Source organism: Paludibacterium paludis (assembly GCF_018802605.1).
Taxonomy (GTDB): domain Bacteria; phylum Pseudomonadota; class Gammaproteobacteria; order Burkholderiales; family Chromobacteriaceae; genus Paludibacterium; species Paludibacterium paludis.
The window spans coordinates 170,884-191,474 of sequence record NZ_CP069161.1; the positions used below are offsets into that span (position 1 = coordinate 170,884).

Annotated in this window: 16 protein-coding genes; 10 read left to right on the top strand and 6 right to left on the bottom strand. The window is 64.5% G+C overall.

Features of this window, described 5'->3' with window-relative positions; translation table 11 throughout:
• The first annotated feature begins 22 nt into the window (after positions 1 to 22).
• Positions 23 to 919 carry a LysR family transcriptional regulator gene (locus JNO50_RS00760; RefSeq protein WP_189532816.1) on the top strand — a complete coding sequence of 299 codons (897 nt, stop codon included), beginning with the start codon at positions 23 to 25 and terminating at the stop codon, positions 917 to 919.
• Between the two features lie 3 nt (positions 920 to 922).
• Here JNO50_RS00760 and JNO50_RS00765 read toward each other — a convergent pair whose 3' ends face one another.
• Entirely contained in the window at positions 923 to 1,714 is a 792-nt protein-coding gene (locus tag JNO50_RS00765) for an inositol monophosphatase family protein (RefSeq protein WP_189532818.1), read from the bottom strand.
• An 88-nt stretch (positions 1,715 to 1,802) separates the two neighbouring features.
• Here JNO50_RS00765 and JNO50_RS00770 point away from each other — a divergent pair, with 88 nt between their 5' ends.
• The gene (locus JNO50_RS00770) at positions 1,803 to 2,534 is read left to right on the top strand and encodes a 16S rRNA (uracil(1498)-N(3))-methyltransferase (protein ID WP_189532820.1); all 732 of its coding nucleotides are present in this window, start codon (positions 1,803 to 1,805) and stop codon (positions 2,532 to 2,534) included.
• On the opposite strand, the gene JNO50_RS00775 is transcribed toward JNO50_RS00770, so the two are convergent.
• Together JNO50_RS00775 and JNO50_RS00780 are read right to left on the bottom strand one after the other, a co-directional pair.
• Positions 2,522 to 3,115, bottom strand: coding sequence for a hypothetical protein (locus JNO50_RS00775; protein WP_189532822.1), 594 nt, complete (start codon positions 3,113 to 3,115; stop codon positions 2,522 to 2,524). The two genes, JNO50_RS00770 and JNO50_RS00775, sit on opposite strands and share 13 nt — an antisense overlap.
• A 50-nt stretch (positions 3,116 to 3,165) precedes the next feature.
• Positions 3,166 to 4,029: a D-hexose-6-phosphate mutarotase gene (locus JNO50_RS00780; RefSeq protein ID WP_189532824.1), complete on the bottom strand. Its 864-nt coding sequence runs from the start codon at positions 4,027 to 4,029 to the stop codon at positions 3,166 to 3,168.
• 158 nt (positions 4,030 to 4,187) lie between these two features.
• Between JNO50_RS00780 and hutC the strand changes: the two genes are divergently transcribed.
• The 5 genes from hutC (at position 4,188) to hutH (ending at position 10,480) form a co-directional block, all read left to right on the top strand.
• Entirely contained in the window at positions 4,188 to 4,913 is a 726-nt protein-coding gene (hutC, locus tag JNO50_RS00785) for a histidine utilization transcriptional repressor HutC (RefSeq protein WP_189532826.1), read from the top strand.
• A 135-nt stretch (positions 4,914 to 5,048) separates the two neighbouring features.
• Complete coding sequence (hutI, locus tag JNO50_RS00790) at positions 5,049 to 6,293, top strand: imidazolonepropionase (protein ID WP_189532828.1); 1,245 nt, start codon at positions 5,049 to 5,051, stop codon at positions 6,291 to 6,293.
• Positions 6,290 to 7,237, top strand: coding sequence for a formimidoylglutamase (gene hutG / locus JNO50_RS00795; RefSeq protein ID WP_189532830.1), 948 nt, complete (start codon positions 6,290 to 6,292; stop codon positions 7,235 to 7,237). Before hutI ends, hutG begins: the two co-directional genes overlap by 4 nt.
• 22 nt (positions 7,238 to 7,259) lie before the next feature.
• Positions 7,260 to 8,942, top strand: a complete 1,683-nt coding sequence (gene hutU / locus JNO50_RS00800; RefSeq protein WP_189532832.1) for a urocanate hydratase — start codon at positions 7,260 to 7,262, stop codon at positions 8,940 to 8,942.
• A 2-nt stretch (positions 8,943 to 8,944) separates the two neighbouring features.
• The gene (gene hutH, locus JNO50_RS00805; protein WP_189532834.1) at positions 8,945 to 10,480 is read left to right on the top strand and encodes a histidine ammonia-lyase; all 1,536 of its coding nucleotides are present in this window, start codon (positions 8,945 to 8,947) and stop codon (positions 10,478 to 10,480) included.
• Here the strand turns inward: hutH and JNO50_RS00810 are convergent.
• Positions 10,446 to 11,027: an RBBP9/YdeN family alpha/beta hydrolase gene (locus JNO50_RS00810; RefSeq protein ID WP_189532836.1), complete on the bottom strand. Its 582-nt coding sequence runs from the start codon at positions 11,025 to 11,027 to the stop codon at positions 10,446 to 10,448. The two genes, hutH and JNO50_RS00810, sit on opposite strands and share 35 nt — an antisense overlap.
• Before the next feature lie 205 nt (positions 11,028 to 11,232).
• Here JNO50_RS00810 and JNO50_RS00815 point away from each other — a divergent pair, with 205 nt between their 5' ends.
• The 3 genes from JNO50_RS00815 (at position 11,233) to JNO50_RS00825 (ending at position 18,508) form a co-directional block, all read left to right on the top strand.
• Positions 11,233 to 12,618: an aminopeptidase P family protein gene (locus JNO50_RS00815; RefSeq protein ID WP_189532838.1), complete on the top strand. Its 1,386-nt coding sequence runs from the start codon at positions 11,233 to 11,235 to the stop codon at positions 12,616 to 12,618.
• A gap of 185 nt (positions 12,619 to 12,803) precedes the next feature.
• A complete protein-coding gene (locus JNO50_RS00820; protein ID WP_189532840.1) occupies positions 12,804 to 16,064 on the top strand; it encodes a ShET2/EspL2 family type III secretion system effector toxin in 3,261 nt (1,086 codons plus the stop codon).
• 272 nt (positions 16,065 to 16,336) lie between these two features.
• On the top strand, positions 16,337 to 18,508 hold the full coding sequence (locus tag JNO50_RS00825) for a ShET2/EspL2 family type III secretion system effector toxin (protein ID WP_215796443.1): 2,172 nt from the start codon (positions 16,337 to 16,339) through the stop codon (positions 18,506 to 18,508).
• 35 nt (positions 18,509 to 18,543) lie between these two features.
• On the opposite strand, the gene JNO50_RS00830 is transcribed toward JNO50_RS00825, so the two are convergent.
• Positions 18,544 to 19,848 carry an ATP-binding protein gene (locus tag JNO50_RS00830; RefSeq protein ID WP_189532844.1) on the bottom strand — a complete coding sequence of 435 codons (1,305 nt, stop codon included), beginning with the start codon at positions 19,846 to 19,848 and terminating at the stop codon, positions 18,544 to 18,546.
• Between the two features lie 3 nt (positions 19,849 to 19,851).
• A complete protein-coding gene (gene ompR, locus JNO50_RS00835) occupies positions 19,852 to 20,577 on the bottom strand; it encodes an osmolarity response regulator transcription factor OmpR (RefSeq protein WP_189532852.1) in 726 nt (241 codons plus the stop codon).
• Between the last annotated feature and the right edge of the window lie 14 nt (positions 20,578 to 20,591).

Sequence of the window (20,591 nt, forward strand, 5' to 3'; positions counted from 1 at the left end):
ATAATCCGGAATCAGGACGGGCATGAATACATTCGCGGGCGTTGGGGTATTTGTGGAAGTGGCGCGGCAAGGCAGTTTTGTCGCCGCCGGACGACGCCTGGCGATTTCGGCGTCCGCGGTGGGCAAAAGCATCGCGCGGCTCGAGGCCAGGCTCGGGGTGCGACTGTTCCACCGCAGCACGCGGCGCCTGTCGTTGACCGGCGAAGGGCAGCGTTACCTGATGCGCTGCCAGCGCATGCTCGAAGAACTCGAGGCGGCGGAGCAGGAACTGCAAAGCGCGGCCTTGCCGCGTGGACGGTTGCGTATCGGTCTGCCCAGCGACGATGGCCAGCTGACCCTGGCGCTGGCCGGATTCTTACGGGAATACCCGGACATCGAGCTGGATCTGGATTACAGCGACCGGCTGGTCGACGTGATCGGCGAAGGCTTCGACGCGGTGATCCGCAGCGGCGAGCCGCGCGATTCCCGGCTGGTGGCGCGGGTGCTCGGGCAATTCCGGGTGGTGATGGTGGCCTCTCCTGGCTACCTCGCCGCCAGGGGCGTGCCCGATAGCCCGGCGGCGCTGGCCGGGCACCGTTGCCTGCATTACCGCTATCCGACAAGCGGCCTGCTCGCGCGCTGGCCGCTCTCGGGCGCGGAGGGCCTGAGCCTGCCGGCCACGGTGGTGTGCAATACCAGCCGCGCGCTGATCGAGATGGCCTGCCAGGATCAGGGCATCGCCTGTCTGCCCGAGTTCCACGTCAGGGACGCCGTGCGCGGCGGCCGGCTGGTGATCCTGATGGAGGAGTATGTCGACAGGTCGAGAACGACGCGGCGCGTGCTGTGGCCGGCGAGTCCGACGATTCCGGCCAAGCTGCGCGCGCTGATCGATTTTCTGGCGCAGCATCCGTTGCCGGATTTGCCCGGCGAGGAGCCATGACGGCTACTGGTTGGCGCGCACCCAGCGGTGCCACTGCTCGAAAAGCTCCGGATCGAGCGCGGCGATGGCCGAGCGTTTCCACAGGGTGTCCGACCAGTAGTCGTCGGTGTTGAGCGTGGCGAGCCGGCCGCCCGCCTCCTCGAGGATCACCGAGCCCGCCGCATAGTCCCACAGGCGCTGGCCGCCATGCAGATACAAGTCGTAGCGCCCGGCGGCGAGGTAACACCAGTCAAGAGTGCTCGATCCCATGCTTCGCTGGCTGCCGCAGGGCGCGAGGCCGTGCAGGCGCGCGGCGAGTTTCCCCGAGCGCAGGTATTTCACTTCGACGCCGGCGATCGCGTCGCGCATCGGATTGCAGCGCCGCTTCAGGGGAAGGGGCTGGCCGTTCATGAAGGCGCCCTGGCCGCGCGCCGCGTAAAACGTCTCGCCCGAGACCGGGTTGTGGATCACGCCAAGCTCGCTGCGGCCATGGCGCATCAGGGCCACCGAGACCGCGAAGTGCGGCAGTCCGTTGATGAAGTTGGTGGTGCCGTCGATCGGGTCGACCACCCATAGCCCATCCTGGTTGGCTTTCCATAGCGCATCCTGCGCTTCGCGCGGCATCTCCTCGCCGAGCACCGGGTAGGGGGCGATGGCGGGCAGTGTCTCGGTAAGCACCGCCTGGCAGGCCAGATCCGCCTCGGTGAACAGCGTTCCGTCGTCTTTGCGGCAGGAGCCGACCGCCATGAAACGCGGCATGATCTCGGTACGGGCCACGTGGGCGACGGCGTCGATGACCTGCTTGACGATCTGCATGCGGGTGAATCCTCGGTTCGGTGGAGAGCCGGCCGGGACCGCCGACCGGGTATAATTGTATCTAAATTTACGAAAAGGGTTTCCCTTTATGCCAAGGTTTTATCTGGAAGGGGCGATCGGCGTGGGGGAAACGCTGTCTCTGCCCGACGACGTGGTGCGCCACATGCATGTCCTGCGCCTGCGCGAAGGCGATGAAGTCGTGTTGTTCAACGGGCAGAGCGGCGAATACGCGGCGAAGCTCGTCCTCTTGGAAAAACGCGAGGCGCTGGCGCAGGTCGGCGCCTTTCATCCGGTCAGCCGCGAATCGCCATTGTGGCTGGGGCTCGCTCAGGGTATTTCCAGCGGCGACAGAATGGAGTTCACCCTGCAAAAGGGGGTGGAGATGGGCGTCAACGTGTTTCAGCCGTTGGCGATGGAACGTTCGGTGGTGAAACTGGCTGCCGAACGCGCCGACAAGCGCGTGGCGCGCTGGCGGGACATCGTGCGCTCGGCGTGCGAGCAATGCGGTCGCAACCTCCTGCCGGAGGTACGGCCGATCATGGGTATGCGCGAATGGCTGGAGCATTCGCGCGGCATCGGTTCGCGTCTTGTCCTGTCGCCGTACGGTGACAGGACCCTGTCGCAGCAAGCGAAACCGGAAGACGGGCGGTTGTGGCTGATGGCGGGGCCGGAGGGCGGTTTCGCGCCATCCGAGGAGCAGGCGGCGTTCGACGCGGGATGGCAGCCCTTGAAGCTCGGACCGCGCGTGCTAAGAACCGAAACAGCGGCGCTGGCCGCGGTGGCGGCCTTGCAGACCGTGTGGGGAGACTACACGACCTGACGGGCGCTGCGTCGGTAGATCAGCCGGCCGTCGAGCAGCAGTTCGTCCTCTTCGAGACGGAACGCGCCTCCCGGCGGCGCGGCGCGCTCGAACAGATAGCGCAACTGGTCGTATTCGATCCACGCCGGGATGGCGTCTCCCTGGAATCGTCCCAGGCTTTCTTCCGAGCGCAGCACATCGTCGCCATCTCCGACCACCAGCCCGGCGGGCGCCGGCTGGGGCTCGTTCAGTTCCCATTCGCGCGGATCGGTCGGCTGGGGCAGATTGCGCACGGCGCGCTGCAGCCAGAAGCGGAACAGCGCGCCGGGAATCATCACGCGGTGGACGCGCTTGTCGTCGGTGATCACGCAGGTGATCGGAAAACGTTCTCCGCAGGCGGTGCAGCATCCTTCCGCCGCCAGGAAAATCCGGTTGCGGATCAGGCTCGCGATGCCGGTCATCTGGTCGGCGCCGACCATCGTGCGGCACGCCGGGCATTGCTTGCCGAAACGTTGCACCTTCATGCCGTTGCTGAAGGTAATGGGCAGAAAACGGGAGATTTTGTCGGGTTTGGCCATGAACAGCGCGATCCACTTCGTCAAGATGGCGCCGGAACATCCCTGCGCCTGTCTGCCATAAAGTATAACGGTTTTCAGTCGGGTTCGTGGCGAATGCGGCAACCGAGGGTATGGTTTTCTCCCGGATCCAGCCGCCGGACATCGTCGCCCGCGTTGGCCGTTTCGATGCACACAAAGCGCGTCCAGGCGTCCGGCTCCAGATCGCCGAAGGCCGCGCACCGCTCGGCGCCGGGGTTCCAGATCACCGCGCTGGCGGAACCGGAAGTGGCGATGCGGATGCGCCGGCGGTTGTCCGGATCGCGCAGAACAAGCTCCCCGCCGGTGTAAACGATGCGGTCCACTTCGCCGCCGAAGCACTGGGGTTCGTCAACGTAACGGCCGCGCGTTCCGGTCACCTTGTCGTCGAAATCGCGGCCCGCCATTCCCGTTACCCGGGCGCGGCGCGCGTCGCCGACGGCGAAGTAGCTGTGCAGGGCGCTTCCCAGCGGCAGGGGGCGGTCCGAGCGATTGAGCGTCGAGAGCCGGATGCCGATGCCGTCGCCCAGTTCGAAACGGATGACGGGCTCGAGTCCGCGCCAGGCCGGCCCGGACAGTTCCACGTGAAACAACGTGCCGTCGCGCTCGAGCCGCGTCAGGGCCCAGCGCGACAGGCGCGCCACCCCGTGGGCGGGCTGATCCGGCTCGGGGATATTCGCGCCGAACCACGGCCAGCACAATGGCACCCCGCCGCGGATGGCGCGGCCCGCTTCGAAGCGGGCGCGCGGCGAAAGGTAGAGCAGGGGAGCCTGACCTGACGGGCTGTATTCGAGAAGCTGCGCGCCGTACAGGCTGATCACCGCGCGCATCGCGGGGCTGGTCAGCTCCAGTCCCGGGAAGCCGGGAGCCAGTTCGATCTGCCGGGCGCCGGACCAGTCGGCGAGCAGGTCATCGCAATCCATTTTGGGTGTCCGAATGTGGAATATATCCAGTGTAAATGCTGGCGGAGCTTGACGGAAGTCATTATGCGCAAGGCGGCCCCCGCGTCTGGTTGACTTTGCGCAAATGCTCGCACAAGCGGGGGTGCTTTGCCTGTGATTCTGAGGATAGAATGTATGGCATGGATACCCAAAGTCGCACACGACAACCCCGCTATCAGCAAATCAAAAGCTATATTCTCGATGGCATCTCGCGCCGGGTGTTTTTGCCCGGCTGCAAAATCCCGCCCGAAATGGAACTGGCGCGCCAGTTCGAAGTGTCCCGCATGACCGTCAACAAGGCGATCCGCGATCTGGCCGAGGCCGGCATTCTGCTGCGTTTCGCCGGAGACGGGACCTACGTGGCCGAGCGCAAGGCCGAGTCCCCGCTGCTGGACATCAACAATATCGCCGAGGAAGTCCGCTCGCGCGGCCACACCCACAGCAGCGATGTTCACTTGCTGTGCGAAGAGCCGGCCAGCGATGAGATCGCCCTGCGGCTTGGTGTGCAGACCGGCTCCATGGTCTACCGCTCGGTGCTGGTGCACCGCGAGGATGGCCTGCCGATCCAGCTGGAAGACCGGTACGTCAACCCGCAATGGGCGCCCGGCTATCTCGAGCAGGACTTCACCCAGACGACCCCGAACGCCTACCTGATGCTGACGTGTCCGTTGACCGACATCGAACACTCCGTCGAAGCCGTGCTGCCGACACCGGCCGAAGCAGGATTCCTGGAAACCTCGGTGACCGAGCCCTGCCTGCTGGTGCTGCGCCGCACCTGGTCGCACAAGAATCTGGTGAGCTTCGCCCGCCTCGTGCATCCGGGCAACAACTACAAACTGCGCTCCCGTACCCGGGTCCGCCCCTGATCCCCTCCCCGCAGGGGGGCGGACTGGTCATGTCCGGCCACCTGCGGCATTGTCCCCTTTCCCGTGTTTTCCCGTTGTTGACAGACTCATTTATTCGGCGTATTTGTATATACATTTCAGCCGATGGAGGGCATCATGGCCCGTCAACGCACGCTTTGGCACCACGTCCGCCTGGCGACGATGGATCCGTCGCGGCCGGAGCCCTACGGACGTCTCGACGGTCATGCGCTGATCGTCGAGGATGACCGCGTGGTGTCGATCGCGCCGCTTTCTTCCCTGTCGCCGGCCTCGTTCGACGGGCATGTCGTCGACGGCGGCGGACGCTGGGTGACGCCCGGCCTGATCGACTGCCACACGCATCTGGTTTACGGCGGGTCGCGCGCCGAGGAATGGGAAAAGCGCCTGACTGGCGTGCCCTACGAAACGATCGCCCGCGAGGGCGGTGGCATCCTGTCGACCGTGCGGGCCACTCGCGCCCTGGATGAGGAGGGCCTGTTCCAGGCCAGCCTGCCGCGCCTCAAAGCGCTGATGAACGAAGGGGTGACCTGTATCGAGATCAAGTCCGGCTATGGACTGGATCTTGATAATGAACTGAAGCAATTGAGAGTCGCGCGCCGACTTGGCCGGGAGTTCGCCGTCGAGATCGCGCCCACGCTGCTCGCCGCGCATGCCGTGCCGCCCGAGTTCGTCGGCGACGCGGACGGCTGGATCGAGCGGATCGCGGATACGCTGATTCCGGCGGCCGCCTCCGCGGGGCTCGCCGAAGCCGTCGATGTCTTCTGCGAAGGCGTGGGATTCTCGGTGGCGCAGTGTCGGCGGGTGTTCGACGCGGCGCGCGCGCACTCGCTCGCGGTGAAGGCGCATGCGGAGCAATTGTCGCACCGGGGCGGCGCGCAGCTGGTGGCCGACTGCGGCGGACTGTCCGCCGATCATCTCGAGCACCTGGACGCCGCCGGCGTGCACCGCATGGCGCAAGCCGGCACGGTGGCCGTGCTGCTGCCCGGGGCGTTTTATTTTCTGCGGGAAACGAGCCGGCCGCCTGTCGAAGCGCTCAGGCGCGCGGGGGTGCCGATGGCGGTATCCTCGGATCTGAATCCGGGCACCTCGCCGTTCGCCTCGCTGCGTCTGGCGATGAACCAGGCGTGCGTGCTGTTCGGCCTCACGCCCGAAGAGGCGCTGGCCGGCGCCACGCGCCACGCCGCGCGCGCGCTTGGCCGCGGGACACGCATGGGCGTGCTGGCCGAAGGCCGGCTCGCCGATTTTCTGGTGTGGTCGGTCGACCACCCTTCCGAGATCGTTTACAGCCTGGGCACGCCGCTGCTCCACCAGCGGGTATTCCGCGGGGTCGCCAGGCACATCGCACTGGAGTCCGATTCGTGACGCAACCGACAAATACATGGCATGGCCGGATCGATACCGGCGAGGGGGCGAAGGCCCGGCGCTGGCATCAGGAGGTCACCGTGGAGGGAAACCCCGGCGGACCGGGCATCGCGCTGGCCGGTTTCGCCGTCGACGCGGGCGTGGTGCGCAACCAGGGGCGCGCCGGCGCCGCGGCCGGACCCGACGCCTTGCGCCGCGCGCTGGCCAATCTCGCCTGGCATCAGACGCTTCCGGTCGCCGACACCGGCGATATCACCTGCGAGGGCGATGAGCTGGAGGAGGCCCAGCGGCGGCTGGCGGACCGGGTGGCCGGGCTGGCGCGCCGCGGCCGCACCCCGGTGGTGCTCGGCGGCGGCCACGAGACGGCTTACGGCAGCTGGCGCGGGCTGGCCGATGCGTACCCGGATCTGACCATCGGCATCGTCAACTTCGACGCGCACTTCGACTTGCGCGAGGCGCCGCGCGCCTCCTCGGGCACGCCGTTCGCGCAGATCGCCGCCGATTGCCGCGCCGAAGGGCGCGCATTCCGCTATCTGTGCCTGGGGGTGGCCGAACCGTCCAATACCGCCGCGCTGTTCGCCCGGGCCCGCGAATTGGGCGTCCAGTGGCGGCTCGACACGGACATGGCGCCCTGGCTGTGGCAGGACACCCGCGGCCAATTGATGGAATTCGTCGACAGTGTGGATCTGGTGTATCTGACCGTGGATCTCGATGTGTTGCCCGCCGCGGTGATGCCGGCGGTCAGCGCGCCCGCCGCGCGCGGAGTGGGCGTCGACGTCGTCGAGTCGCTGATCCGGCGCATCGCCGAGTCCGGCAAGCTCGCGCTGGCCGATGTTGTCGAATTGAATCCGTCCTACGACATCGACGGACATGGCGCCAGAACCGCCGCTCGGCTGGTCTGGACGTTGTGCCGCAGTCTCAAGCCGCACCGCGGCCATCAATAAGAAATCCTAAGGAGGAGAAACCGTGAAACCGTCCCGTCATGATCCGTCCCGAGTGATCCGCGCGCCGCGCGGTCCGGCGCTGACCTGCAAGAACTGGTTGATCGAAGCGGCTTTTCGCATGCTGCAGAACAATCTCGATCCGGAGGTGGCCGAGCATCCGGAAAACCTCGTGGTGTACGGCGGCATCGGCCGCGCGGCGCGCGACTGGGCGTGCTTCGACCGTATTCTCGAGGTGCTGGCGCGCCTGGAGCCGGACGAAACCCTGCTGATCCAGTCGGGCAAGCCGGTCGGGGTGTTCCGCACCCACGCCGACGCACCGCGCGTTCTGCTGGCGAACTCCAATCTGGTGCCGCACTGGGCGACCTGGGAGCACTTCAACGAGCTCGATCGCCAGGGGCTGATGATGTACGGGCAAATGACGGCGGGCAGCTGGATCTACATCGGCTCGCAGGGCATCGTGCAGGGCACTTATGAAACCTTCTTCGCGGTGGCGAACACCCATTTTGACGGCAAGCCGCAAGGGCGCTGGATCCTGACCGGGGGGCTCGGCGGCATGGGCGGCGCGCAGCCGCTCGCCGCCACCATGGCGGGCTTCTCCATGCTGGCGGTCGAGTGCGACGAGTCGCGCATCGATTTTCGTTTGCGCACCCGCTACCTGGACCGCAAGGCCGCATCGCTCGACGAGGCGCTGGCGCTGCTTGACACCGCGCGCCGCGAGGGCCGGCCGTTGTCGGTGGGGCTGACCGGCAACGCCGCCGATGTGTTCGCCGAACTGGTGCGGCGCGGCGTGACGCCCGACGTGGTGACCGACCAGACCTCGGCGCATGATCCGGTGCACGGCTATCTGCCGCAAGGCTGGACGCTCGAGGCCTGGCGCGAGGCGCAGAGCGCCGATCCGGCGCGGGTGGCCGAAGCGGCCAAAGCATCGATGGCGCGTCAGGTGGACGCCATGCTCGCGCTGCAGGCGCGGGGCGCGGCCACGCTCGACTACGGGAACAATATCCGCCAGATGGCCTTCGAGCGCGGCGTGGCCAATGCGTTTGATTTTCCCGGTTTCGTGCCAGCCTATATCCGTCCGCTGTTTTGCGAGGGAGTCGGGCCGTTCCGCTGGGTGGCGCTGTCCGGTGATCCCGAGGACATCTACCGCACCGACCGCAAGGTCAAGGAACTGATCCCGCACGACGCGCACCTGCACAACTGGCTGGACATGGCGCGCGAGCGCATCGCGTTCCAGGGGTTGCCCGCGCGCATTTGCTGGGTCGGCGTGAAGGACCGCGCGCGGCTGGGCCTCGCGTTCAACGAAATGGTGCGCAACGGGGAGCTGTCGGCGCCGGTGGTGATCGGGCGCGATCATCTGGACTCCGGTTCGGTGGCGAGCCCCAACCGCGAAACGGAAAGCATGCTGGACGGTTCGGACGCCGTGTCCGACTGGCCGCTGCTCAATGCGCTGCTGAACACCGCGGGCGGCGCGACCTGGGTGAGCCTGCATCATGGCGGCGGAGTGGGCATGGGGTTTTCCCAGCACGCCGGGGTGGTGATCGTCTGCGACGGCAGCCGCGAAGCCGACCGGCGCCTTGAGCGGGTGCTGTTCAACGACCCGGCCAGTGGAGTGATGCGTCATGCAGATGCGGGATACGATATTGCAATCGCGTGCGCAAAAGAGCAGGATCTCGACCTGCCGATGATTTTACGTGGAGATAACTGACCATGTCCGAACTCATTCTCAGACCCGGCCGCCTGACTCTGGCCGATCTGCGCCGCATTGCGCACGACCCGCAGTTGACCCTGTCGCTCGATCCCGCCTGCCATGACGGCATTCGCGCGTCGGCGGCGACGGTGTCGCGCGTGCTCGAGGAAGGACGGGTGGTGTACGGCATCAACACCGGCTTCGGCCTGCTGGCCAATACCCGCATCCCGGCCGACGAACTGGAGACTCTGCAGCGCAGCATCGTGTTGTCCCATGCCGCCGGTATCGGCGAACCGATGAAGGACAGCACGGTGCGCCTGGTGATGGCGCTGAAAATCAATTCGCTGGCCCGCGGGTATTCGGGGGTCCGGCTCGAGGTGATCGAGGCGCTGATCCGCCTGTTCAACACGAAAATCTATCCCTGGATTCCGCAGAAGGGGTCGGTCGGCGCATCGGGCGACCTCGCGCCCCTGGCGCACATGAGCGCCGTGCTGATCGGCGAGGGCGAAGCGCGAGCCGACGGGCGCACGGTGTCCGGGCGCGATGCGATGGCGCTGGCGGGCCTCGCTCCCGTGACGCTGGCGCCCAAGGAAGGACTCGCCCTGCTCAACGGTACCCAGGCCTCCACCGCGTTCGCCCTGGAAGGGCTGTTCGCCGCCGAGGACCTGTTCGCGGCCGGGGTGGTGACCGGGGCGATGACCGTGGAGGCGGCGCTGGGCAGCCGCCGTCCCTTCGACGAGCGGATTCACGCGGTCAGGGGGCACAAGGGGCAGATGGACGCGGCGCGGCTTTACCGCGACTTGCTCGGACACAGCGCCATCGAAGCCTCCCATGCGCGCTGCGGCAAGGTGCAGGACCCGTATTCACTGCGTTGCCAGCCGCAGGTGATGGGCGCGTGCCTGACGCAGATCCGCCAGTGCGCCGACGTGCTGCTGGTCGAGGCCAACGCGGTGTCCGACAACCCGCTGGTATTCGCCGACGACAACGATATCCTTTCCGGCGGCAACTTCCATGCCGAGCCGGTGGCCTTCGCCGCCGACAATCTCGCGCTCGCCATCGCCGAGATCGGCGCCTTGTCGGAGCGGCGCATGGCCTTGCTGATCGATAGCCATTTGTCGGGCCTCCCACCGTTCCTCGTCGATAACGGCGGGGTGAACTCGGGATTCATGATCGCTCAGGTGACGTCGGCCGCGCTCGCCAGCGAGAACAAGTCGCTGGCCCATCCCGCTTCGGTCGATTCGCTGCCGACGTCGGCCAATCAGGAGGATCACGTGTCGATGGCCACCTTCGCCGCGCGCAGGCTCGCGGACATGGCCGGGAACACGGCCGGGATTCTCGGCGTCGAGCTTTTGGCCGCTTGCCAGGGGCTGGATTTCCGCGCTCCGCTGAGCAGCTCCGAACCTCTGGAGGACGCGCGCCGCGAAGTGCGCGGACATGTGGCGTTCTACGACACGGACCGCTATTTCGCGCCGGACTTGCGCAAGGCCGGCGCGCTGGTGGCGTCGGGTTCCTTCAACCGTTTCATGGCACCCGGGATGTTGCCCTCTCTCGCGTGACGACGCGGTGCCCGAGAAGGCCTTCCAAGAGGTACAGGCCTTCTTCCCAGCGGGTATGGCCGGAGGCGGCGTTGATGTGGCCGGCGCACGGCAGCCAGACGAGTTCCGCATCCCAGTCCGAGGCGAGCGCCGCCGCGCGCTCTGCCGGGCAATACGGATCGTCGGTGCTGGCCACCACCAGAGAAGGAAAAGGCAGCGGCTCGCGCGGCAGAGGGGCGAAGCCGGTGATTTGCGGCGGCGCATCGGCGCGTTCCACATCCGCCGGCGCGACAAGCAGCGCCGCGCGGATCCGTTCGGGCCGATGCCTGGCATAGTGCGCGACGGTGATGGCGCCGAGACTGTGGGCGATCACCACCGCGGGGCTTCCCGCCTTGTCGAGGGCGTTATCCAGGCCGGCGAGCCAGTCGGGCAGCGATGGCCTGTGCCAGTCGGCGTTGCCGACCCGGATGGCGGGCAGGCGCGCTTGCCAGTGACTCTGCCAGTGATCGGGCGGCGAATCGTTCCAGCCTGGCTGGATAATATAGGGCAGGGTGGTGTGATGGGGCATGGCCGGTCTCGGTTGAGGTGACGGTTCAGGCTAGCATGCAGGATGGATGAAAAAAAAGAATATGGGGATTTAACTCAATAACCACTGGTTATTTTGAGGGAAACCCCGACGGTAGCGCGGCCCGAGGCGCGGGTGTACAGTATCGGCCTGTACCGATAATGAGGCCATCAAAGCATGGCCCACCGTTTACAAAGGTTTCCCCCCGATGTTTTCTGCCGATATCTACCAAACGCGCCGCGCCGGCCTGCTTGCCGGCGAGGCCAAGGGTCTTCTGCTGTTTCCGGGCAATCCCGAAGCGCCGATGAACTACCTGCACAATACCTACCCCTTCGTCCAGGATTCGTCCTTCCGCTATTTCTTCGGGCTCAATGAACCGAATCTGGCCGGTGTCATCGATACCGCCAGCGGAGAAGCGACCCTGTTCGGCGATGATCCGGGCGTGGACGATATCGTCTGGACCGGCGAACTGCCGACGCTCGCCGAACGCGCGGCGCGCTCGGGCGTGACGAAGGCGCGACCCTACGCCGATCTGGCGACGGTGGTGCAGGACGCGGTGCGCGCCGGCATCCCGGTTCATTATCTGGCCCCGTACCGCGCCGAAACGGTGCTGGAACTGGCGCGTCTGTTCGGGACCACGGCCATGTCGGTCAAGGCGGGATTCTCGCCGGCGCTGACGCGCCGCGTGGTGGCGCTGCGCGAAATCAAGGGCGAGGAAGAAATCGCCGAGATGGAGCGCGCGCTGTCGGTGACCCGCCAGATGCATATCGCCGCGATGAAGGCGGCGCGCCCCGGTGCGATGGAGCACGAAGTGGTCGGCGAGATGGAAGGCATCATGCGCCGCCGCGACTGGCAACTGGCCTACCCGTCGATTTTTTCACGGCGCGGGGAAGTGCTGCACAATCACCTGCATGACCAGCGGCTGGAAGCGGGCGATCTGGTCGTCAATGACACCGGCGCCAGCGCGGACTCCGGTTACGCGAGCGACATCACCCGGACCATCCCGGTCGGCGGCCGTTTCTCCGAACGGCAAAAGGCGCTCTACCAGATCGTGCTGGACATGCAGCTTGCCGCCATCGACGCGATCCGCCCCGGCGCGCGCTACCTTGACGTGCACAAGCTGGCCGCGCGCGTGATGGCCGAGGGTATGAAGGCGCTGGGCTTCTTCAAGGGCGATGTCGACGCGATCGTCGAATCGGGTGCTTACGCCATCGCGTTCCCGCACGGGCTGGGGCACCAGATCGGCCTCGATGTGCACGACATGGAAGCGTTGGGCGAGGATCTGGTCGGCTACGACGATACCGCCGAGCGCAGCAAACTCTTCGGCATGGGCTACCTGCGCCTGGGCAAGACGCTCAAGGCCGGCATGGTATTGACGGTGGAGCCCGGTGTGTATTTCATCCCGGCGCTGATCGACGCCTGGCGCAAGGAAGGCCGCCACGCCGACATGATCGATTACGACGTATTCGCTTCGTATCGTGATTTCGGCGGCATCCGCATCGAAGACAACGTGCTGGTGACGGACTCCGGCAGCCGGGTGCTGGGCGAACCGATTCCGAAAACGATCCGCGATGTCGAAGCCACGATGGCGTAATTGACCCGCGCCCCGATGAAAAACGCCGGATATGTTCCGGCGTTTTCGTTTACGGCCAAGGGCCGTGCCTTTCCCGCTCTCCTCATTTTTCCCCGCTTTTCCCGTTGCGCTGATCGTTTTTTGCAAGTCCCGACCCGGCGCCAAATTTAACATCCAACAAATTGTTATGTAAGGAAAAATGTAGAATGGCCATAGCGGTAGAGTCAGGTCGCCTCCCGGTGTTCGTCAAAATCAGACGCTTTCTTGGACAGTTGTACGACAGGCTGCGGCGCGCCCTCATTGGCGTGTCGAACCGCGGCGGTACGGTTCCGGCCGAGCCGGCGCGGCAATCCGTCAGTCTTCGTGTGCCAAGCCAGCTTGCCGGGGTGGCCGGGGGCGCCTCCCTTCGTGATTCGGCAAGCGGCCGCTCCGCCGGTTCTCCCGCACCCGTTGCCGGGCAGAGCGCCGGGGAACGGATCGCTTCGCTCAAGGCGGTGCTTGCGCGCCTGGAGGCCATGGGACAGCGGGGCGAGCCGCATGGCGGTCTGACGCTCGCGGCGGTCAGGGCGGGTATGGACGATCCCGGGCAACTGGACGGCTACCGGAAGGCCGCCGACCAGGCGTATGGCGATGAGTCGTGTCTGCCGCAAGCATTGAAAGACGGGCTGACCGATTCGTATTTTGCCGAAAAGGCCCGACTCAATGCGGATTACTTCATGGCGCTGCGGGCTGTGCTCGAGCTTTTCGCCGAGCAAACCGCGGATGAGGCGCTGCGTGCTGAAATCGGGCGGCTTGGCACGCTGGGCGCAGGCCCGGGCTTGCCATTGTCCGGCTTTTCGGCGCCGTTTCCTCTTCTGAGCCAGTGGCTCGGCGCCTTTTCCAACCCTGATAAACAGTTCGTGCTGGAGATCTGGCTAAGTTACCTCTCCGGTTCTTCCACGCCACCCTGTCCCCTGAGCGAGATACTGGATTGGGAGGCGTTGCAGGCGGTCTGGACGGCCCCGGTACCGCCTGCCGCGGCCGACGCGCCAACACGGATCCCGACCGGCGACCCGCGCGTCGATGCGGTGCGGTCCGCTGTGGATCTGCTTGATCTGCAGCATGGCAGGGGGCGGTATTTTCACGGACGCCTTGGCGCGAAGTTGTTGAAACAGGTGGCCGACAGACGGGATCCTTGTGTTCTCTTCATGGTTGGCGACCGCAAGACAGACGTCGAACCTTCCCTCTATTACCGCAAAGTGTTTGCCGTTAACAACCCTTATGACCGGCTGAAATGCAAACAGGCGGACACCGCGGCGATGCTCGTGTCCCTGATGCAGTGGAGCACGTCCATCGGTCGGGACCGACGTCTGGCCCACGCGCTGGCTTATTTGCGGGAGTGCCCGGCGCCTCGCGACATTTTCGATAATGATCTGGACATCGCGAAGCTGGTTCAGGCATGGATCGACCGCCATGTGAAGCCGGCGCACCGGCAAGCGGTGTTGGACTGGCTAAGATATCCTGGCTGCTGTTCCGGCTATTGTCCGGCGCTGTCCGAGGCCATCGACTGGGATGCGCTGGCCGGGCAGTGCGAACCCGAACCTCCCGCCGCCATGCCGGGACATGCCGAGGGTGATCCGCTGCGCGATGCGCCGAATCACTGGGAGGGGCTGTGCCGCGCCTTGGCCGATAGGCACATCCGTCATGCGTTTCATGGCGCGATCAGTCCGACGACCCTGATGTCGGGCACTGGCTCCACCGGCTTCGAACCGCCGGGCAACGGGCAGGCTACCCGCCCAGAACCCGTGGTGTCGCCTTACTACCCGGAAAGCGTGCTATCCCCGAACCTGAACTGCCGGTATTCGCCACCACTGAATGACCTGAAGCTCATCCGGGCCGATCAGTACGCCATGCTGCTCAGTCTGATCCATCTGACCTGGGCGCTGGGCGGGGATCGGTCGCTCGACGCAGTCCTGTCGTCGCCGTCCATGGCGCAGAAGGCAGTGCTGGATGGCGGTGCGCCCGAATCGCTCCCGGTCAGACAATGGGTGGATCGTTTCGTCAAGGAGCCGTACCGGCAGGATGCCAGTGCGCTGCTGACCGGCAGCCGTTATTCCCCAAGACCACTGACGGTTTCTCTATCGCTGGCGGACATGATCGACTGGAACCTGTTGCGCTCTGAGTGGACGACGTCTCTGGACAAGCCGGACAAGCGCGCTGGCGATACGGTTTCGCACGAGCAGGCGCGGGTCGCCCTCTTCGTGGATGCGCCGGCTTGGAGCGCGTCGCAGGGTGAGGTTTACGCGTATCTCTTCCCCGGGGTCGCCGGCCGGCAAACCGCGTGGTTCCACCTCGCACAACGGCAGTCGGGTGTGCGGGCGCTGCTGTTCCGGCAGGAAATCGCCGCCGCAGTCCGGCGTGACGATCCTGTGCGTCTGAAAGCATGTCTGCTTGGCATGCTGCCCGACACGCCGGCGACGCTGGGACTGGATATCGCCGGCCTGATCCGCATGGCGCAACGGCATGCCGATGCCCGGCTGGCTGACTACCTTGAGCACTATCCGCATGTGAGCGAGGGTGACGTGGAGCTCAATCTCAATGGCAAGGCCGAGTTCCATGATGGAAAAACAACCAAAATGGATTCGGCCAAGATCGTCTGCCGTCACTTGGCCGCTTATTTCGCCGAACTCGGCGGCAAGCCGGCGTTGAAGGATTTTCAGACGACCCGGAGTATTTCCGCGGCGATCGGCCATGATTGGGAGCGGCGGCATCTGCGCATGACCGAGAACAACCCGAAAGCCTACTATTTCCGCAACGACCGGCTCGGCGATCTGGTGCGCACGATGGTGAAACAGATGAGCGCCGAGGGAAAAACCCAAAAGCGCCTGATCATTCATTCGAGCAATCATGCGATGGCGCTGGTGATACAGAGGCACGCCGAAGGTTACGAGCTGGCCTTTTACGACCCGAACCGGACGGCGGTCTGCCTTGAAATGAAATTCGCCGACCCGGCGACGGTTCAACTGGACATCGGCGATCTGGTATCCATTCCGCACCACAACCTTTACTACGCCTACCATCTGGTCGGGATCACCGGTTATGAAAGCCTGGCCTACGATGTGGATTCGGCGGTGCTGGACGGCGACTGCGAGGGCAAGCGCGAATTGATCCTCTGTCATGAACGGCCGGCGGAGCTTGCCGATAGCGATTGGGTGACCCGTTTGCTGGTGCTGGACGCCTTCCGGCGCGTTGATGAGCAAGCGCTGCTGAAGTTGTCCATCGACTGGAAATCTGTCCAACGGAATATCAAGAAGCTTGTCCAGCAGGATCACGATTCGCTGGATTTACGCAATCTGATGGTGGCGTTGACGCATATTCCATCATCCATTGCCGTGCAGCTTCGCTGGAGCAAAATGGGTGGCGGGTTGCTTAAACAGGTGATGAGGCAGTACGGGATACCGGTCCATCTGCTGAAATTCCAGGAGTGATGCCGGGCCGCCTCGTGATGTTCACGTGGAACAGCGCGGGCTTTTTCCCCAACGCCGGAACCGTTCCGGCGTTTTGCTTTTTCCGGGGGAAATAAGCGGTTTTTACAAGAGAGTGTCCAGCTTAACAATTACCATGATTTTATGTTTATTTTTGCAACAAACAATATCACATGGTCTCCTGCGTACACGCCCCGGTATCCGGCGGTTTCTTCGTCGCCATCAAGCGGTTTTTCGGCAAACTTCTTCACAAATTCTTGACGGCGCTGAGCTGCGTGCGCACGGCCAATGACGTGACCTTGTCGACAGGTGGGCGGTTCAACCCGGTAGCGTTGCCCACCGGCATGGCGACCGTCGTGACCGGAGCCAGACCGGCGTCTCAGACGAGCCGCGCACCGGTCCCGGGCGAGGGAACAGTGCTTGATACTCCCTTGATCACCGACGGGGAAAAGGCCGAACCGGGAACGGTCGCCAGCGCTTCTGCCGGCTTGCACGAATCCCGGCCCAATTGCCGTGTGATACCGATCACATTGACCGGCCAACCATACCAGCCGGAAGGTAATGCTGATGTCATGGCGCCGGTCTCGATGCCCTCATCCGTTCCGTCGCGCCCTCTCGCACCGGCAACACCGGCACCGGCGCCAACGGCAGCACCGGTTCCAATCGATGCATCCGACCTTGTCGTACCCGCCGCGCCGGTTGCGCGAACGGTCTTTCGGCTGGACGACGCGCCCAGGCAGTGGAAAGCGCTGTTCGGGCAGTTCGACGCATGGCAAAAAGCCGGCGCCCAACACCGCCATGGCGGCATTTCCGCTCTGGCGCTGCTGGATGGCTTGCAAGGATTCGGTACGTTCATGGGCCACAGCCGCGGGCCGGCGTCGGAAAAAGAGGTCACGCTCTTCCGCCCCCCGTATGCCTTGGGACTGTTTACCGAACGCGCGCCTGACCAGATCGATATGATCCTGAGTCTTCTCCAGTTGGTGGGAGCGCTGAAGGGAGAACCAAGATTGCTCGACGCGTATACGGTGAGTATGAAATGTTGCGGGACCGGCGGCCGGAAAATGTCGAGGACGTATTCACGCGAGGCTCTCGATCCTGTTCTGGCGCGGTTGATCCGCCCGGAACATCTGAACCGGGTCAAAGCGCTGCTTTATGCCCAGGGCGAAATCGGGATTGCTCTGGCGGATGTCATCGATTGGGAGGCGTTGAACCGGGTCTGGAACGAAAAACGCACCGAAGAACCCGCAGGTCCGAGGCCGGCGGAAGATTTCAGCGGGTTGCGCGATGCGCTGTTCGCCGGCGAAAAGGCGCCGGACTGGAGCGGGAGCCGGGAGGCGGCGAGCGGCTATCTGGCGCTACGCGAAGGGCTGACGCCAGCGATGGAAGACAGTCTGCGGTATCCCGCGCTAAAAGGCGTGTATCTCCAGACTGCCATGCAAAAAGCGATGGAGCGCGAGGATTCCGAATTGTTCAAAGTCTGCTTGCTTGTCATGCATCCGGACGATCCCGACAGGTTGGGTATCGATACTTCCCGCCTGATCGACTTTGCCAAGACGCTGAACAACCGGCGAATGGTCGCCCGCCTGAAATGCTTCCCTTACCGCCGCGGAGCGGATGCGCAGCTTAACTGCAAAGTGGGATTCAAAGATGCACCTGTTCCGCCCGGATACATCGAGCCCATAAGCTGCGGCCATTTTTCCGCGTTTGTCGCCGACAATTACGCGGTGATGCCCAAGAACGAATTGTGGAAAATTCTGCAATCGAAAGAGGCCATCGCCGATCGCATGACTTCGCAGATCAAGCAGCGCTATCACGATATCGTTTCCAATAACAGCGATGTGTATTACTTCCGGAACGACAAGGCGGAGCAGCTTGTCCGGAAGATCGCGGCGCGCATGAACCAAGAGGGCGTTTCCCGCAAATCACTGGTCGTGACGACATTCAACCACGCCATGGCGGTCATTCTCGACAAGAAGAGCGATCATTATGTGCTGGTTTTTTATGATCCGAACGATACGGCGAAACGTACCCGGGTGGAGTTCCGCGACCCCGATTCCTTTACGCTGGATTTGAACGAATTCTTTACAAAGGCAAGACTGGCATCCTATTTCCCGGACCAGGAAACCGGACAGGAAATGCTGGCCTATGACACGGCGACGGCGGGGATGCGGCGAGGGAATCGGCAGAACGTTGTCCTTTGTCAGGATAAGCCGGCTGAATACTCGACGGAGCAATGGCTGGCACGGTTGGTTCTGCTCAACGTGCTGTTCGACATGGGCCCGCAATTCGATCATTCAGCGATCGATCTTGCCGAGGTCGAGCGCCTGCTCGAGGCCGCCGGGGAGCGTCTTGCAAAAACCGGAGCGTCGGTCGACAGGAATAATTTCCTGGCGTGCGTGAGCAACTTCGCTCTGTGGAAAGCCGGGAGGGAACCCAGAAGGCCTTGAGCGCGGGTTCGCGCCGCTTCGTTCCACGTGGAACATCACCCCCGGATCGGCAGACGGATCATCACGCGCAGGCCCCCGCCTTCGACATCTTCCAGCACCAGCGATCCATGATGCTGGCGTACCACGCGATCGACAATGGCCAGCCCCAGTCCGCTGCCTCCGTCGGTGCCCCGGTGGCTGGCCAGCCGTTCGAAGGGAGTGAGCGCGGCTTCGCGCAATTCGGCGGGAATACCGTCACCATGGTCTTGCACCATGAGCACCGCGTGCGGGCCATCCTTGCCGATTTCCACTTCGACGGGGGGCTTGCCGTAGCGGCGGGCGTTTTCCAGCAGATTGCTCAGCAGGCGTTCCAGCGCCAGGGCATCGGCGCGGATTTCCGGTTCGCTCTTGACCCGCAAGCGGTAATTCGAGGTATCGCGGTTGAAGCGGGCCACCACGCTGCTGGCCAGCTCGGCCAGTTGCACCGGCTCGCGCCGCGGCGGCTCTTCGCTGCGGGCGAAATCGATGAATTGCCGGACGATGCGCGACAGCTCCTCGAGATCGGCCAGCATGTCATGCTTGTCGGTGGTGTCATCCTGCATTTCCACCATCAGTTGCAGGCGCGTCAGCGGCGTGCGCAGATCGTGGGACAGGCCGGCGAGCATCAGTCTGCGCTCACCCGCGCTCGATTCGAGCGAATGCACCATGGTGTTGAAGCCGCGCGTCAGTTCGCGGACTTCGCGCGGACCGTGCTCTTCGGACACCGGTTCGGGATGCCGGCCCTGTTCGAGTTCGCGCAACGCCTGCACCACCTGGCTGATCGGCTTGGTGATCACCCATCCGAGCGAAAACGCCACGAGCCCGGCGAACAGGCAGGCAAGCAGCGACGCCTGGGCGAGAGGAGAAAACCAGTCGTCGCGGAAGCGGCCCAGCGGCACCACCAGCCAGTAATGGGCATCGAGGATGTGCTGGGAGATCCACAGCTGACGCCGCTCGCCCTGGGCGTAGTACTTGACCACGACCGGCTCTCCCATGGCGTGCGACAAATGCTCCGAAACGCCGCGCGCGATGGCTGGAAGGGATTCGAACGGCACGCCCTGATCGGCGTTGCCGGGCAGCAGCTGTGTCATGCCGGGCCGGTTGTAGGCGTACAGGAAAAGCGTGCGGCTCTCCGGCGGCAGGGCCTCCATCCGTCCTTCCAGATCCGCCAGCGTATCGAGCACCTGATGATAGATCTGTTTGGCGATCAGTTCGCGGCGGTCGCCCATCACGATCCACGCTGTGAACAGCTGCGTGGTGATGACCGCTGTCAGGACGAGAAGCGCGAGCCGCAGAAACAGCGAACCGGACAGATGCTTCAACCGCTATTCTCCCGACTGGCCGTCCGGAACAAAGACGTAGCCGTAGCCCCAGACGGTCTGTATGTAACGCGGACCGCCCTCTCCGGTATCGATCGCTTTGCGCAGACGCGAGATATGCACGTCGATACTGCGGTCGAGCGACTCGCCGTTGCCTTTGCCCAGCGCCATCTCCATCAATTGTTCGCGGGTCAGCGGTCGCCGCGGATGGGTGACCAGCACGGCCAGCACGGCATATTCGGCGCTGGTCAGCGAAATGGCTTTGCCCTTGCGCGTCAGTTCCCGGCGCCCGAGGTGCAGTTCGAACTCGCCGAACACGCACAGACTGTCCTCGTCGTGGTGCGCGGTCAGGGCCGGCGCGGCATAATGCCTGCGCAGCACCGACTGGATCCGCGCCGACAGTTCGCGCGGATTGAACGGTTTGGCCAGGTAGTCGTCCGCGCCCATTTCCAGTCCGACGATGCGGTCGATATCCTCGCCGCGCGCCGTCAGCATGATCACCGGGATCATCTCGCCCTGGGCGCGCAGGCGGCGCACCACGGCAAGACCGTCCTCGCCGGGCATCATCACGTCAAGCACCATGAGGTCCGGCCGGTTGCGCGCCAGCTTGCGGTCGATATCCCGGGCGTCGGGGAGCGTTTCCACGATGAATCCTTGCTGGTCCAGATAGCGGGACAGCAGGTCTCGAAGCTTCGCGTCGTCGTCGACGACAAGAATTTTGCTTTTGTCCATAGGTTCAGAGGGTA